This window comes from Haloarcula sp. CGMCC 1.2071, assembly GCF_037078445.1.
GTDB lineage: Archaea > Halobacteriota > Halobacteria > Halobacteriales > Haloarculaceae > Haloarcula > Haloarcula amylolytica.
The window spans coordinates 416,180-429,169 of record NZ_JAYMGY010000003.1 but is presented as its reverse complement, the minus strand read 5'-3'; the positions used below and the strand labels follow the sequence as shown (position 1 = coordinate 429,169).

The window sequence follows — 12,990 nt, the reverse complement described above, 5'->3', positions numbered from 1 at the left end:
GACTGAGTGCGTAGCGCCCCTCTCGCTCTTCCACTTTCAGTTCAGCGGGATTTCACGCTGCTTTGACATCGCAATCGCGCCGCCACCGCCGACGCTCACTCACTTCGATGGCGGCGGTTCATTAGCGAACCACAGACATCGCAATTGCGCCACCGCCACCGACGCTCATCCCCACGATACCGCGGTGATGATCCGCTCGCTCCATCGCGTACAGCATCGTGGTCGTGAGAATACCGCCGCTGGCTCCGATAGGGTGCCCGAGCGCCACCGCGCCGCCGAGCGGGTTGTGCTTCTCGGCGGGGATGTCGAGTTCGTCGGCGACGTACACCATCTGGGCGGCGAAGGCTTCGTTGAGTTCGAAGTGGTCCACGTCGGCGACGGTGAGGTCGTTGCGCTCCAAGAGCTTTGCGACGACGTCCCGAACCGCGATGGAGAACTCTGCCGGGTCGCGGTAGGAAACGGCGTAGTCCTCGACATGAGCCATCGGCCCCAGCCCCTCGCGCTCTACCGTCTCGGCGTCGGCCAGCACCACCGCTCCCGCGCCGTCGGAGAGCTTCGAGGCGTTGCCGGCGGTGATCGTGCCGCCGTCCTCGAAGGCCGGCGGGAGCGCCGCCAGCTGGTCCACTGTCGTGTCCGGCCGCGGTCCCTCGTCCTCCGTTACGAGGCCGTTCGTCGTTTCGACGGGTACCAACTCATCCGCGAACTTCCCCGACTGGATGGCCTCGACGGCCCGGTGGTTGCTCCGTCGAGCGTACTCGTCCTGTGCCTCGCGGCTGATGTCGTGCTCGGCGGCGATTTCCTCCGTCAGCATGCCCATGTGCGCGTCGTAGTGCTTGTCCCACAGCGAGTCCCAGATCATCGCGTCGACGAGTTCGCTGTTCCCGTGCCGGCGGCCGCCGCGCATGTCCGGCACGAGATACGGCGCGTTCGACATCGACTCCATGCCGCCGGCGAGACACACCGACGCCCGACCGGCCTCGATGCGGTCGGCGGCGGTCATGATCGCCCGCAGTCCCGACCCCGAGGCCTCGTTCAGCGTCGTCGCGGCGACATCGTCAGGTAGCGGTGACTCGACGACGACCTGTCTGGCCGGGACCTGGCCGACGCCCGCCTGCACCGCGTTTCCGAGGCCGACCCAGTCGACGCTGTCTTCGTCGACGCCGGTTCGGTCGAGCAGTCCCTCGACGGCTGCAGTACCGAGCTCTGTCGCGCTTCGCTCTGCGAGCCCTCCCAGCAGTTCACCGTGTGCGGTGCGTGCGCCGTCTACCAGAACCACATCCGTCATACGGCCTACATGAACCTGATCCTACAATACTGTTCGCCCGACGATGGACGGCGTCTTACAGCGGGAGCAAGGCGAAAGCCCACCCCTTCAGGGGAGTGGATGAAGCCGACAACCCGGCAGCTTCGCCTGTAGCCTCACTCAGCCGGAGTTTTATAACCGGTGACACTGTATGCATGACCACACCGAGGCGGATCAGCCGCCCAGATAAACGGATAATATCGGGATTCGGGCCACGCTACGTCCAAAAGAATCCCTTTCGGGCCGCTGGCTGTGGATTCCGACACACGGTAACTCTGAATCCCCATACCGGGGATAGGAGTAACGGCGGCTTGGCCCCGCCAGGAGTCCGGTCATGCCGACCTGGCTACAAACCTGAAACTCCCAACCTAGCGGTGCGGTGCCGCGGGAATCCCGCGCCTGAAGGCGTGGGAGGAGGTCAATCCTCGGTTGCCGTCCGCAGTTCCTCGATAGCCGTCTCCAGTCGCCGGAGCGTCGCATCAGCGTCGGTGTAGCCCTGCTCGTACTCGTCGTATGCGTTGTCGGCTTCGCTCAGAAACGCTTCGACGGCTTCGTGCATCTCGTGGTCGCTCATGGCTGTCCCGACGGTAGCCGACCGGAAAAGTCCCGCTACTTGCTGGTTACTGCGTCACATCGTAGTCGACGCTCGCGTCGCGGAGGGCGTCGGTCACACGACCGACGGTGTCCTGTGTCGCGACGACGACGGCATCGAGTCCCCGAGATGCGGCGTCGGCGGCCACCTCGCCCGCCGCGAAGTGCGTCGTCGGTTCGATGTCGGCATCGCGGAGCGCGACGACGGCCTCGACGCCTGCGGCGGTGACGATGGGGACGTCCGCACAGGCCGCGGCGATGTCGTCGACGTTCTCGACCGGCCCCGACCGGACCGGCGGAACCTGTATCACGCTGACGTGGCCGGGGTCGAGGTCGATGACGCCCTCGAAGCCGGTGACCCCGACGACCTCGCCTTCCGCGGCGCTGGTCGTCGTCACGCCCGTTGCGTCGCCACCGCCGGGGTCGGCGTGCAACAGGCCGTCCGACAGCGAGAGCGTGACCGTCTCGCCCTCAGCCAGGTCCGCCGTGGCGATGGCGGCGTCCTCCTGCACGCTGCCAAGCACGTCGTCGGTGACGTGGTCGGCGAACCGGCGCACGTCGGTGGCGGACTGGAACACCCAGTCGACGCCCTCCTTGGTGACGCGGTAGCGCGACCGCCCTTCCTTCTCGACGAGGCCGTCGTCGACGAGTTCACGGATGTACTCGCTGACGGCCTGGCTCGTCACGCCGACGGCGTCGGCGATTTCGCCCTGACTCACCGCGGGCTGGCGCTCGGCGATCTCCACGAGGACCCGAAACCGCGTCGCGGCCCGCTTGTTCTCCAGGACGTCGACCATACAGAAGTCACGGGAGTCGCAGGTAAAAATACCACCGACACTGTCAGGCCGAGACATTCGGCCGCGGTCCGGCCGCCTGCGATGGGGCCCGTCGCCGTGACCGACAATATAACCGTCACCAGCGCCGACTGGACGGCGATGACAGCCAGTTACGACGACCGGGCGCTCCTGCTCGGGGAGACGCTCGTCGTCGCGGATCTCCACGTCGGCCGGGGTACTGGTGGGAATCTCGAACTGCCGGTCGGGTCCGGTTCGGACATGGTCCAGCGGTTCCAGTCGCTCGTCGAGCGCCACGGCCCCGAGGAGGTCGTCGTCGCCGGCGACCTCCTCCACTCGTTCCAGACCGTTCCTCGGTCGGTCGAGAGCACCGTGGCGGGGCTCAAGAGCGCCTGTCAGGAAGTCGGCGCGCGGTTGGTCGTGACGCCGGGCAACCACGACACGATGCTCGACAGTGTCTGGGACGGCCCGACCGAGACGGAGTACTGGGTCGGCGATACCGTGGTCTGTCACGGTCACGAGGCTCCCGAAGTTGACGCAGAGCGCTACGTCGTCGGGCACGACCACCCGACCATCTCCATCGAGGGCCAGCGCCGGCCCTGCTATCTCGCCGGGAGCGGCCAGTACCGCGGCAGCGACGTGGTGATGCTCCCGTCGTTCAACAGGCTGAACGCCGGCGTCGAGGTCAACGAGATGCGTGCCGGCGACTTCCAGTCTCCACTCGTCACCGACGCCGACCGACTTGAGCCGGTCGTCTGGGACGAGAGCGGGCGGGAGACCCTGTCGTTCCCGCCGCTGGGTGAGTTCCGTCGAATGTTATAACGGTAAATATTTGGCCTGCGACGGTGGACGCTGGAACATGGTTCAGACAGAAATCGCGCTGGGTCTCATCGCGATTACGCTGCTTTCGCTACTGCTGCTGTACTTCGCGACGATAAAGTACGTCTCGGAAGTCCTCGAAGGGGAGGGACACGACCACGAGGGAAACACGAATAGCGGCGGTCCGGCCGCATAGGCCGCCGTTCCCTTCCTGCAGTCGTATCGGCGTTTTCCTTATCGAAGCAGATCAGCGGCGACCTTACCGCTTTCCAGCGCGCCCTGTATCGACGACCAGCGGGTGTAATCGCCGGCCAAGACGGCGTTCCCGTCCGGCGCTGTCGGGTCCGGAAGCGAGTCCCGATACCCCGGCGGCTGGGCGAACTGCGCGAACGGGACGCGGTCGGTCCGGAGCAGTTCCAGCGCCTCGAAGCTCGCGTTCGGATACCACGACCGAAGCGCATCCCGGACCGCTGCGGCCAGTTCCGCGTCGTCTTCCGCCGGCGTCCCGAGGAACGTGGCACTGTATAATTCCATGCCGGCGGGGGCGTACTCGCTGGCGACCGCCGACAGCGGCGCGACGGTGTTCGGCCGGTCGTCCGCCGCGTTGAGGATGATGCGCTGTCCGGTCGTCGGTGCGCGATTCGTCGGGAGCGCGAAGTACTGGGTGACACAGCCGACCGGCTCGGTCGGAATGGCGTCGATGTCCGTCAACTCCGCCGCGGTTCGCGGGTCCGTCGCAACGACGGCGCTCTCGGCCGTCACCGTCTCGTTGCCCACTTCGGCAGTGACCTCGCCTTCGTGGGTTTCCAGGTCCGTCACGGCCGCGTCGGTTTCGATGGTCGCGCCCGCTGAGCGTGCGCGGTCGGCGAGCTGTCGCGGCATCGCCTGCATCCCGTCGGCTGGGACGAATATCTCCCCCTCGCTCAGCATCTTGTAGGTGTACTCGAAGATGCTGCTGTCCGTTCCCAGCGAGCGGTCAAGTGTGATGCCGCCGTAAAAGGGCGCGGCGAACCGCTCGACGAACCGCTGTGAGAAGCCGTAGTCGGCGAGGTACTCCCGGATTGTCTTTCCGCCCCGGGAGAGCAGTTCGACTGGCTCGACGTTGGCCAGCTCGCGCTGGAGCCGGAACAGCCGGAGCTTGTCGGCCGTGCGAACGTCGGTGTTGAGCACCGTCTGTGGCGCAGCCGAGGGGTTCCGCAGGGGGTCCGACAGCACTGAGCGGTGGTTCGGGCTGGCGATGGTCGCGCCCGGCGTGAACGTCCGCGGAGCCAGCGCCTCGATGTCGAGTTCGCGCTTCGCCGCGGGGTAGGCGGTGAACATGACCTGGAACCCGCGGTCGAACGTGTAGCCGTCCTCGTGGGTCGTCCGGACGCGACCGCCAACGTCCGAGCGCTGCTCGAAGACGGTCACGTCTCGGCCCGACGCAGCCAGGTGCCTGGCGGCGACTAGCCCGGAGAGCCCCCCGCCGGCGACGACGACATCTGTCATACCTCCCAGTTCGACCGCCCGGGACAAGAGCGTGCTGAAGCGGGACCGGACCACACTTGGTCGTCCCGTCCACAGAGAGAACCATGGAGACGACTGCGGCGTTTCGCGGCCTCATCTGCACGGCGTGTGGCGCGGAAACCGACAGCACGAGCGACCGCTGTCCCGACTGCGGCGGCGTTCTCGTCGGCGACTACGACGTTCCTGACCTGACGCCCGAAGCGCTGCCCGACACGACGGGACCGGGCCGGTACGAGTCCCTTCGGCCCTTCCCGCAGGACGCGACGGTGACGCTCGGCGAGGGGGCGACGCCGCTGGTCCCGGTTCCGGACCTGGCCGAGGAACTCGGCGTCGACTCGGTGTACGTCAAAGACGAGGGGCGCAATCCCACGGCCTCGCTGGGCGACCGCAGGCTCTCGCTTTCGGTCACCGCCGCCGCGCAGCGCGGGGCTGAGCGCGTCGTGACGCCCTCGACGGGCAACGGCGCACAGGCCAACGCCGCCTACGCGGCCCGCGCGGGCATCGAATCGAAGGGATTCGTCCCCTCGCGCTGCCCGTTCCTCAATAAGGCGATGGTGAACGTCCACGGCGGCGATATGCGCGTCGTCGAGGGCCGGTACGACGACGCCGTCTCGGCGTTCGACGAGGAACTGGCCGAGGAATCCGACGGGTGGGTCCCGGTCGCGCCCGGCCACCCCTTCCGCATCGAGGGAGCCAAATCCGTCGCCTTCGAGACGGCCGACGACCTCGACTGGACGGCCCCAGACGCGGTGGTCCACCCCACCGGCCACGGTGAGACTCTCGTTGGCCTCGAACGTGGGTTCCGGGCGGCTGCCGACAGCGGCCTCACGGACTCAGTCCCACGAATCTACGCCGCACAGCCGGACTCGACGGCCGCCATCGCTGACGCCGCGAGCGCGGGCGACGACGAACCCGCGACCATCGAGCACCCCGACACCATCGTCGGCCCGCTGGAGGTCCCCGACCCCGCTGCTGGCGCGGCGGCACTCGACTCGCTCGACCGCTCGGGCGGCGGCGGTGTCGCCGTCTCGGACAAGAACATCCTGGCCGGCGCGGTCGATGGCTGTGAGATGGGGCCGGAAACCGGCGCGACCGGTGGGACAGCCATCGCCGGCGCGCGAGCGTTGGCCAACGATGGGGCCTTCGACGATAACGATGTCGTGGTCCTCGTGAATCCCGTCGCCGGGAGCAAGGAGGCGGACCTGCTGCGCAGCCACCTCATGAGCCAAGGTATCTGAGCAACCGGCCGAAATGCGGGGGTGTTACAACATCCCACGATTCGGTGTTGTTTAGCCCGTCGTGGCACAACACAGGCCCGATGCGCACTGCAGCGTTCCGTGAACTCACTGGGCCGGACGGCGTCTCGATTATTAACCAACCGACCCCCGAACCCGGACGCGGTGAAGCGGTGGTCTCCGTGGAGGCGTGTGCCATCAACCGCCACGACCTCTGGGTTCTCGAGGGAGACTCCGCGATGGTCGACACGGACGACCTGCCGTTCGTCAGCGGCCTTGATGTCGCCGGCACCGTCGATACTGTGGGCGAGGGCGTTACTGCCGTCGAACCCGGGGACCGTGTGGTCCTCTGCCCGAACGAGACCTGCGGGACGTGTCGCTACTGCCGCGAGGGGCCGGAGAACCTCTGTGAGAACTTCTCGCTGTACCACGGCGGCCTCGCCGAGGCGGCCCGCGTGCAGGCCGATCGCCTCGTCAGGCTCCCCGACGGCGTGGAGACGGTCGACGCGGCTGCCCTCCCGACAGCCTACATGACGGCCTTCCATATGCTCCGCCGGATTGAGGCCGGTCCGGGGGATCTGGTGTTCATCCCGGGCGTGACCGGCGGTGTCGGCGTCGCAGGCGTGCAACTCGCGTCCGTTCTCGGTGCTCACAGCGTCGGGACCTCGTCCTCACAGGCGAAACTGAACCGGGTCGAATCGCTCGGCCTGGACTACGCCATCGAGAGCACCGACCCGGACGAGATTCGAGCGGCGGTCACCGACATCGGAACCGTCGACGGCGTGCTCAATCATCTCGGTGGCGAGTACACGCAGCTCGGTCTGGACGTTCTCCGACGCGGCGGCCGGATGGCGGTCTGTGGACGGACGGCCGGTGGCACATCCGAGATCGATATTCCCGACCTGTTCCTCGGTCACAAACGAGTCATCGGGAGTACGATGGGGACGCAGGGCGACCTGGAGCGACTCGTCGGGCTCGTCGCCGACGGCAACCTCACCCCGGAAATCGACGAGACGTACTCGCTGGAGGAGACCGGTGCGGCGTTTGCGGCGATGCAGGACCGCGATGGCGTCGGGAAGTTCGTCGTGACGCCGTAGTCACCCCCGCGACCCGGGACGGTGTTTCTCCGGACCGATTCCGGTGGAAACGGGGCAAATGTGAGGCCGTCAGTCTATCCCTCAGCCGCCGCCACTCACCGAGCGACGATGACTGGAACGGGTGAGTTACGGAACACTGTCTGGGCGACGTTCCCGACGACCAGTCGATCGGCCAACGCGCCGCCGTGACTTCCGAGTACGACCGCATCGAAGTCGTCGGCTCTATTCAGAATCGCCCGAGCCGGATGTCCCAGTTGTACCTCGGTGGTGATTTCGACATCGTACTCGGCAGCGATCTCCCGAGCGTCGTCGAATACCGCCTCCGAACGCTCCTCCGCGGCCGCTTCGACGTCTTCCGAAAGAGCCAGTGCCGTGGCCGCTCCCCCCAACGGTGACGGTCCGCCCACGACGTGTAAGACAGTAATCTCCGCCCCAGGGTGGTTCTCAAGGGCGTACTCGAGCGCCCGCTGGGCCATCTCCGAGTCGTCCATCGGAACGAGAATCTGTGAGATCATATCCCGACTACGGTCAGGTGGCTGATAAAACGGTGGTGCGCTTGTCTCATACTGTTGGCTGTAACTATTTCAAGATATTCGCTACCTTGAGGTGGCGAAATTCTTCACAGACTTACAGCCGACGGTATCAGGATAAGCGACGTATTACTACTGTGGTGATCTTCTATCTCGCTACGGCTTTTGTCGGGTACTGTGTCGGTTGAACGAGGCGTGCGAGATGCAGCACGCGTACGCGGCATAAGATGATTCTCGAATGAACGACGCTACTTCGTGGTGAGAATCGAACGTAGTGTTAAATCAATAGCCTGTCAAACTGTGTCCATGAGCCGAACGATCGACTCGATTCTCGTGCCGACCGACGGCAGTGACGGCGCACGGATCGGTGCCCGGCGAGGTATCGATCTCGCTGCCACAATCGGTGCCGACCTCCACGTACTGTCAGCGGTTGACTCCCGTGACATCGAACCGGATCTGAATTCTGACGGGCAGACTGACCGGGAGCGTCTCCTCGAAGCGGAGGCAGAACGAGCGGTAGATTCCATCGCCAGACTCGCCCGGGCACATCTCTCTAGGCAAATCACGACCGCTGTCGAGTCGGGCATCCCGTTTCAGGTGATCAACGACTACGTCGATACCCACGACATTGATCTCATCGGTATGGGGACACAGGGGCGGACAGGGTTCGAACGGGTTGTCCTCGGGAGTGTCGCAGAAAAGACGCTCCGGACCGCAGATGTCCCGATTGTCACGGTAACGCCGGACGGGGACATCGTCGAAATCGGCGACCAGCGGTACGACAACGTTCTGCTCCCGACTGACGGCAGCGAGGGCGCAGAACTCGCGATCGAGTGGGGAATCACGCTAGCTGAGGTGTTTGACGCGACGATACACACGATGTATTCCGTCGATACGAGTCGCTTCGGCGGCGTTGAGGGGGCAGCCGAGATTCACGACGCGCTTGAGCAGACCGGCCAGGAGGCACTCGAGACGGTCCATGAGCGTGCCAGGGATGCAGGCGTCAGTGTCGCGGGTAATATCGCAAGCGGCCCGGCTGCACGCACTATCCTCTCCTACAGCGAGGAACACGATATCGACCTCATCGCGATGGGAACACACGGTCGATCCGGCCTCACGCGATATCTGACCGGAAGCGTCACTGAGACCGTTGTCCGTAATGCGGCTGTACCGGTCTGTTGTGTCCCGATGCAGTGACACGCTTGTCGGGTAGCGCCCTCCGGTCAGTCATCGCCTGGCGATACCCGCTGGATTATCGACCGATTCTCGGGTGAACAACGCGTTCGAGAACCGCTGTCTGATATCCTACGATGCCCGCTGTCTCGACGCGCCGGACGCGTGCTGTTTCGCAGTCGTGTACGCCTCTCTGACGCGCTTGAACTCGTCCTCGTTGCCGCCGTGATCCGGGTGGACCTCCTTGACGCGCTCACGGTAGGCCGATTTCACGTCGTCCAGTGATGCATTCTGTGTCAGTCCCAGTTCGCTGAACGCCTGCACTGTCGGGTGTGGTTCCTCCTCCGGGTCCGGGCCGAGGTTGACTTCAGGTGTCTCGAAGGGAAGGCGTGCGCCGAGATAGACCCCCGGCATCTCGTGTTCGACCAGTACGGGAACGGTCGGCGACCGCTCGATGCGGTAGTACGCCCGGGCGTCGAACGTGATCGCCACGTCCCGTTTCGGCAGGTAGAAGGCGACGTGTTGCCCCTCGACGAAGTGGTTCTCGGCGAACTGCTCGTCGATGGCGGTGAGGTACTCCCGCAGCTCCGCGCGGCGTCGCATCTCTCCGCCGTCGGTCGCCTGTCGGTTCGGCCGCTCGGCCGGAAACACACGATTGGCGAGGACGAACAGCCCGGCGACGACGAGGGTTCCGGCGACACCGAGGACGAGCCCGAGGAGCAGCCACTCCGGTAGGACGCCCGGTTCTGTCTGCACGCCCCCCCGTTAGGCTCCAGTGGTAAAGAAATTCCCGCTCTCCGGTAGCACCGACTCCGCGGTCACCAATACCGAGACACGGGAACGGCAATCCGACTCAGCCGATGTACCTGAGGTCCTCGTCGGCGGGCGACGGGGAGTTCTGCTGTTCCATTTCCTGAATCTTCCGGACGACCTCCTCCATCTCGTCGGCGCGGTCCTCAAGCGAACTGTAGTCGACCTCGAACCCGATGACGTCCTGAAGGATTTCGAGGACGGCCTGCGCGCTCTTGGGATCGACCAGATAGCCCGATGTTTCGCCCATGAGACAACTGGCCGGTACGTCCCGGCGCTTGCTCAGGCCCAGCAGCAGGCCGGAGACGCCGACGATGCCGCCGGCCGGTTCGTCCTCGCGGAAGGCCACGCCAGCGTCCTCCAGCGTTTCCTTGAACTCCTCGGTCGTCGTCGCGCCGAGTACGTCGTACTCCTCGATGAGTTCACCGGTCGGGACGCCGCCGAGGGCGAACACCCGCTGGACGCCGAACTCGTCGGCGATGTCGAGGAACGTGTCGGTCAGGCCGTAGTGGCCCTGGTTGTCCTGCGCCTGATGGTCCCCGGAGAGGACGAGCAGGTCCTGGCCCTCGTCGGGGGTGACAGCGTGGAACTCGGCGCAGGCGAGTTGTGCCTGGCCGTCATCGATGCTGACCTGCGGCGGGAAATGCGTCGAGTAGACGCGACGGACGAGCTCGCTTTCGAGCTCCTCCAGCAGGTGTTCTGCGGCGAGTTTGCCGACGTGGCCGACGCCGGGCAACCCCTCGACCAGTACCGGCTCGTCGAGGTCGGGGTCCGCTACGCGCTCGATGTCGAATTCGTCCATACGGCTTATTCGCGGCTGCGGCGCTTAAGAGAACGTCGATACTCGCCGTAGCTGTCCTCGGGCGAGAACGGCGCGGGTGCGCTGTTGACCGCCTCGTGTCCGCACTCCGGACAGGTGTCACCCAGCGTGTACACCGGCCGGTCGTGTTCGGATTCCCAGGCGGCACAGACGCGGATATCCGATTTCATCGATGGTGAATCACTGGCGCGACAACCGGCTTACTCGTCGTCTTCGCTGCGTTCGCGGTGGAACTGCCCCGAACCACCGTGTTGCTCGACGACCTTCGCGGCGCGGTCAGCGCTCTCTTCGAGCGCGTCCTCGGCGGTCTTGTAGTCGGGCGCTTGCACCTGGATGCGGTACTCGGGCGAGCCGACGTAGGTCACTTCGAGCTCGATCTCGTCGGGGACCTCGCCGTTGCCCTCCGCGGCCTGGAGCGCCTCCTTGATCACGTCGACGCCGTCGCTTTCGGGACAGGAGAGGTCGACGTAGCCGGTGACCTGCACGTACGGCACGGAGACGTTGTTCCGGGCCGTCTGGACGATGGCGTCGATCTCCTCCTCGGAGAGGTCGACGTCTTCGAGGGCGTCGTTGCCGTGGATCGCCGCCGACTCGAACCCGTCGTACATCGAGCCGAACTCCGCCAGCAGTTCGTTGGCGATGGCGGCGTAGGTCTCGTCGTCCAGGTCCTCGCCGAAGGCCAGTTCCATCCAGTTGTCGGCCTTCTGCTCGTTTTTCCACTCCTGAATCTTCTCTTTTCGCTGGTGGTCGTTGACGTCCTTGATCGAGAGGTCGATCTGCTGGGCGCTCTCGTCGACGTCAAGCACTTTGGCAACGACTGTCTGCCCTTCGTTGACGTGGTCGCGGACGTTCTTGATCCATCCGCTGGCGACCTCGGAGATGTGACAGAGGCCGCGCTTGCCTTCGTACTCGTCGAGGTCGACGAACACGCCGAAGTCCTCGATCTCGTCGATCTTGCCGACGACGAGTTCGCCCGGTTCGGGCCAGCCGCTGTATTTCATCCTATCGGGCCTCGACGACGGCGGTCACTTCGCCTTCGATGTCGGCCTTGCCGCCCGTCGGGCGGGCGATGGTGTGGCCACAGACGGCACACGAAACTTCGCTCGCGGCCTTCTCGAAGAGGGTCTGTTCGTTCTCGCAGTCGGGGCATTCGACGGTGATGAAGCTTCCTGCCATCGTTACTCCTGGAACTCCAGTCGGCCAGCGCGCCATCCCTCGCGGAGGTGGGCCTTCCCACACTCGCCACAGCGGTACTTGAGGTCCGTCTTCTTGGTGGGCTTGTCGCCACCCGGGACCTTCGAGAACTTGCCGTCGTTCCCGATACCGGAGTTACGCTCGCGCTGGCGGTCGATCCACTTCATGCCGGTCTGACGGCCGCTACGGACTTTCTCGACCTCGTGTTCCTGGTGCTCGTTACAGTGCGGACAGTACGTATTGAATCGTCGTGGCATCTGCATAGATATCGGCCTTACCGAGCGATTTGACGTGGCCGCTTAAAACCCGTTTGGTTCGCACCTGTTGTGCGGCGCTCGATTCCCCGCTGCTGTGACTGAGTGACCGGCGCTACGACAGCTATCCCACACCGTTACCGGAACCGCGCGGAGGGACCGGTCGACTCGATTCGGACCGCGCCGAACACGTCTGACGTGTCTGCCCCGGCCACCAGTTCGAGATTCACCGCTTCGCCAGCAGAGAGCGACCCCAGCTTCATCGCCAGTTCCTCGTCGATGTAGTCCACGACCTCGTAGACTTCGTCGGCTTCGACGTCCCGGAGTTCCATCCGTCCGTCGTCGTCTATCGGGCTGACGACGACTGAGGCCCGCTCGCACGACCGCTGCTGTTGTTTCAACATACACGACTGTCGCTATTCCGGATATATAAATATCCGCTATCAGGATGTTTACCATCTAAACACTATCGGCAAGAGTATAAGGTCATTCTAGTCACAGGTAGTTCACCTGTCGCCCGCTGTCGGCTAGTGCGTCGTGTCGCAATCGCCTTCGAAGTCACTAAGTACGCTGTTGGCAAAGGAACGGGCATGAAGAAGCTCATTATCCACGGCGACCCGGGGCTGCGAAAGGGCGGCCGCATCGAGTACGAAGACGAGGAGTACGAGGTGTTCTCGGTCTCGCGGCAGGGCGACTGGCACGGCCCGGACCGACCACAGCTCTGGTGTACCATCGGCTCGGAGGACGAGGAAGAGACGTTCAAACGGCAGGAGTACATCCCGATGCATCTGGACACGGACGACATCGAGGCCGAGGCCGTCACCGTCCTCCGCGAGCGCGCACCGCCGAACGCCGAGTCCTGAC

The 12,990-nt window shown here is 65.0% G+C and carries 18 protein-coding genes; 6 read left to right on the top strand and 12 right to left on the bottom strand.

Going from position 1 to position 12,990, the window contains the following annotated elements; translation table 11 throughout:
- Positions 1-121 precede the first annotated feature (121 nt).
- The 3 genes from VI234_RS09585 to VI234_RS09575 form a co-directional block, all read right to left on the bottom strand.
- Positions 122-1,285, bottom strand: coding sequence for a thiolase family protein (locus VI234_RS09585; protein WP_336329847.1), 1,164 nt, complete (start codon positions 1,283-1,285; stop codon positions 122-124).
- A 436-nt stretch (positions 1,286-1,721) separates the two neighbouring features.
- Positions 1,722-1,877 carry a hypothetical protein gene (locus VI234_RS09580; protein WP_008310562.1) on the bottom strand — a complete coding sequence of 52 codons (156 nt, stop codon included), beginning with the start codon at positions 1,875-1,877 and terminating at the stop codon, positions 1,722-1,724.
- A 46-nt stretch (positions 1,878-1,923) separates the two neighbouring features.
- Positions 1,924-2,691 (bottom strand): DUF7839 domain-containing protein, encoded by a 768-nt coding sequence (locus VI234_RS09575; protein ID WP_336329846.1) that lies wholly within the window; start codon positions 2,689-2,691, stop codon positions 1,924-1,926.
- Between the two features lie 81 nt (positions 2,692-2,772).
- Here VI234_RS09575 and VI234_RS09570 point away from each other — a divergent pair, with 81 nt between their 5' ends.
- Together VI234_RS09570 and VI234_RS09565 are read left to right on the top strand one after the other, a co-directional pair.
- Positions 2,773-3,510, top strand: a complete 738-nt coding sequence (locus tag VI234_RS09570; RefSeq protein ID WP_008310558.1) for a metallophosphoesterase — start codon at positions 2,773-2,775, stop codon at positions 3,508-3,510.
- Positions 3,511-3,547: 37 nt separating this feature from the next.
- Positions 3,548-3,703 carry a hypothetical protein gene (locus tag VI234_RS09565; protein WP_008310556.1) on the top strand — a complete coding sequence of 52 codons (156 nt, stop codon included), beginning with the start codon at positions 3,548-3,550 and terminating at the stop codon, positions 3,701-3,703.
- Between the two features lie 38 nt (positions 3,704-3,741).
- Here VI234_RS09565 and VI234_RS09560 read toward each other — a convergent pair whose 3' ends face one another.
- Positions 3,742-4,995, bottom strand: a complete 1,254-nt coding sequence (locus VI234_RS09560) for an NAD(P)/FAD-dependent oxidoreductase (RefSeq protein WP_336329845.1) — start codon at positions 4,993-4,995, stop codon at positions 3,742-3,744.
- An 83-nt stretch (positions 4,996-5,078) separates the two neighbouring features.
- On the opposite strand from VI234_RS09560, the gene VI234_RS09555 reads away from it, so the two are divergent.
- Positions 5,079-6,251, top strand: coding sequence for a threonine synthase (locus VI234_RS09555; protein ID WP_336329844.1), 1,173 nt, complete (start codon positions 5,079-5,081; stop codon positions 6,249-6,251).
- 80 nt (positions 6,252-6,331) lie between these two features.
- Positions 6,332-7,345 (top strand): alcohol dehydrogenase catalytic domain-containing protein, encoded by a 1,014-nt coding sequence (locus VI234_RS09550; protein ID WP_008310551.1) that lies wholly within the window; start codon positions 6,332-6,334, stop codon positions 7,343-7,345.
- Between the two features lie 95 nt (positions 7,346-7,440).
- Here VI234_RS09550 and VI234_RS09545 read toward each other — a convergent pair whose 3' ends face one another.
- The gene (locus tag VI234_RS09545; RefSeq protein ID WP_336329843.1) at positions 7,441-7,860 is read right to left on the bottom strand and encodes a universal stress protein; all 420 of its coding nucleotides are present in this window, start codon (positions 7,858-7,860) and stop codon (positions 7,441-7,443) included.
- Positions 7,861-8,181: 321 nt separating this feature from the next.
- Between VI234_RS09545 and VI234_RS09540 the strand changes: the two genes are divergently transcribed.
- The gene (locus VI234_RS09540) at positions 8,182-9,072 is read left to right on the top strand and encodes a universal stress protein (RefSeq protein WP_336329842.1); all 891 of its coding nucleotides are present in this window, start codon (positions 8,182-8,184) and stop codon (positions 9,070-9,072) included.
- A 108-nt stretch (positions 9,073-9,180) separates the two neighbouring features.
- On the opposite strand, the gene VI234_RS09535 is transcribed toward VI234_RS09540, so the two are convergent.
- From VI234_RS09535 to VI234_RS09505, 7 genes are all read right to left on the bottom strand, one after another.
- Entirely contained in the window at positions 9,181-9,804 is a 624-nt protein-coding gene (locus VI234_RS09535; protein WP_008310546.1) for a J domain-containing protein, read from the bottom strand.
- Positions 9,805-9,901: 97 nt separating this feature from the next.
- Positions 9,902-10,660 carry a proteasome assembly chaperone family protein gene (locus VI234_RS09530; protein ID WP_008310544.1) on the bottom strand — a complete coding sequence of 253 codons (759 nt, stop codon included), beginning with the start codon at positions 10,658-10,660 and terminating at the stop codon, positions 9,902-9,904.
- A gap of 5 nt (positions 10,661-10,665) precedes the next feature.
- Positions 10,666-10,848, bottom strand: a complete 183-nt coding sequence (locus tag VI234_RS09525) for an RNA-protein complex protein Nop10 (RefSeq protein ID WP_336329841.1) — start codon at positions 10,846-10,848, stop codon at positions 10,666-10,668.
- Positions 10,849-10,878: 30 nt separating this feature from the next.
- On the bottom strand, positions 10,879-11,679 hold the full coding sequence (locus VI234_RS09520) for a translation initiation factor IF-2 subunit alpha (RefSeq protein ID WP_008310540.1): 801 nt from the start codon (positions 11,677-11,679) through the stop codon (positions 10,879-10,881).
- Between the two features lies 1 nt (position 11,680).
- Complete coding sequence (locus VI234_RS09515; RefSeq protein WP_004518703.1) at positions 11,681-11,854, bottom strand: 30S ribosomal protein S27e; 174 nt, start codon at positions 11,852-11,854, stop codon at positions 11,681-11,683.
- Between the two features lie 2 nt (positions 11,855-11,856).
- A complete protein-coding gene (locus VI234_RS09510) occupies positions 11,857-12,135 on the bottom strand; it encodes a 50S ribosomal protein L44e (RefSeq protein ID WP_004593654.1) in 279 nt (92 codons plus the stop codon).
- A gap of 128 nt (positions 12,136-12,263) precedes the next feature.
- Positions 12,264-12,530 (bottom strand): hypothetical protein, encoded by a 267-nt coding sequence (locus VI234_RS09505; RefSeq protein ID WP_336329840.1) that lies wholly within the window; start codon positions 12,528-12,530, stop codon positions 12,264-12,266.
- A 186-nt stretch (positions 12,531-12,716) separates the two neighbouring features.
- Here VI234_RS09505 and VI234_RS09500 point away from each other — a divergent pair, with 186 nt between their 5' ends.
- On the top strand, positions 12,717-12,989 hold the full coding sequence (locus tag VI234_RS09500) for an HAH_0734 family protein (RefSeq protein ID WP_004593652.1): 273 nt from the start codon (positions 12,717-12,719) through the stop codon (positions 12,987-12,989).
- The last annotated feature ends 1 nt before the right edge of the window (position 12,990 follow it).

Excerpts from the sequence above, each read along its gene's own strand:
- VI234_RS09575 (WP_336329846.1), bottom strand. The coding sequence starts at position 2,691 with ATGGTCGACGTCCTGGAGAACAAGCGGGCCGCGACGCGGTTTCGGGTC.
- VI234_RS09555 (WP_336329844.1), top strand. The coding sequence starts at position 5,079 with ATGGAGACGACTGCGGCGTTTCGCGGCCTCATCTGCACGGCGTGTGGC.
- VI234_RS09530 (WP_008310544.1), bottom strand. The coding sequence starts at position 10,660 with ATGGACGAATTCGACATCGAGCGCGTAGCGGACCCCGACCTCGACGAG.
- VI234_RS09550 (WP_008310551.1), top strand. The coding sequence starts at position 6,332 with ATGCGCACTGCAGCGTTCCGTGAACTCACTGGGCCGGACGGCGTCTCG.
- VI234_RS09545 (WP_336329843.1), bottom strand. The coding sequence starts at position 7,860 with ATGATCTCACAGATTCTCGTTCCGATGGACGACTCGGAGATGGCCCAG.
- VI234_RS09500 (WP_004593652.1), top strand. The coding sequence starts at position 12,717 with ATGAAGAAGCTCATTATCCACGGCGACCCGGGGCTGCGAAAGGGCGGC.
- VI234_RS09510 (WP_004593654.1), bottom strand. The coding sequence starts at position 12,135 with ATGCAGATGCCACGACGATTCAATACGTACTGTCCGCACTGTAACGAG.
- VI234_RS09515 (WP_004518703.1), bottom strand. The coding sequence starts at position 11,854 with ATGGCAGGAAGCTTCATCACCGTCGAATGCCCCGACTGCGAGAACGAA.
- VI234_RS09585 (WP_336329847.1), bottom strand. The coding sequence starts at position 1,285 with ATGACGGATGTGGTTCTGGTAGACGGCGCACGCACCGCACACGGTGAA.
- VI234_RS09505 (WP_336329840.1), bottom strand. The coding sequence starts at position 12,530 with ATGTTGAAACAACAGCAGCGGTCGTGCGAGCGGGCCTCAGTCGTCGTC.
- VI234_RS09525 (WP_336329841.1), bottom strand. The coding sequence starts at position 10,848 with ATGAAATCGGATATCCGCGTCTGTGCCGCCTGGGAATCCGAACACGAC.
- VI234_RS09565 (WP_008310556.1), top strand. The coding sequence starts at position 3,548 with ATGGTTCAGACAGAAATCGCGCTGGGTCTCATCGCGATTACGCTGCTT.
- VI234_RS09580 (WP_008310562.1), bottom strand. The coding sequence starts at position 1,877 with ATGAGCGACCACGAGATGCACGAAGCCGTCGAAGCGTTTCTGAGCGAA.
- VI234_RS09560 (WP_336329845.1), bottom strand. The coding sequence starts at position 4,995 with ATGACAGATGTCGTCGTCGCCGGCGGGGGGCTCTCCGGGCTAGTCGCC.
- VI234_RS09520 (WP_008310540.1), bottom strand. The coding sequence starts at position 11,679 with ATGAAATACAGCGGCTGGCCCGAACCGGGCGAACTCGTCGTCGGCAAG.
- VI234_RS09570 (WP_008310558.1), top strand. The coding sequence starts at position 2,773 with ATGGGGCCCGTCGCCGTGACCGACAATATAACCGTCACCAGCGCCGAC.
- VI234_RS09540 (WP_336329842.1), top strand. The coding sequence starts at position 8,182 with ATGAGCCGAACGATCGACTCGATTCTCGTGCCGACCGACGGCAGTGAC.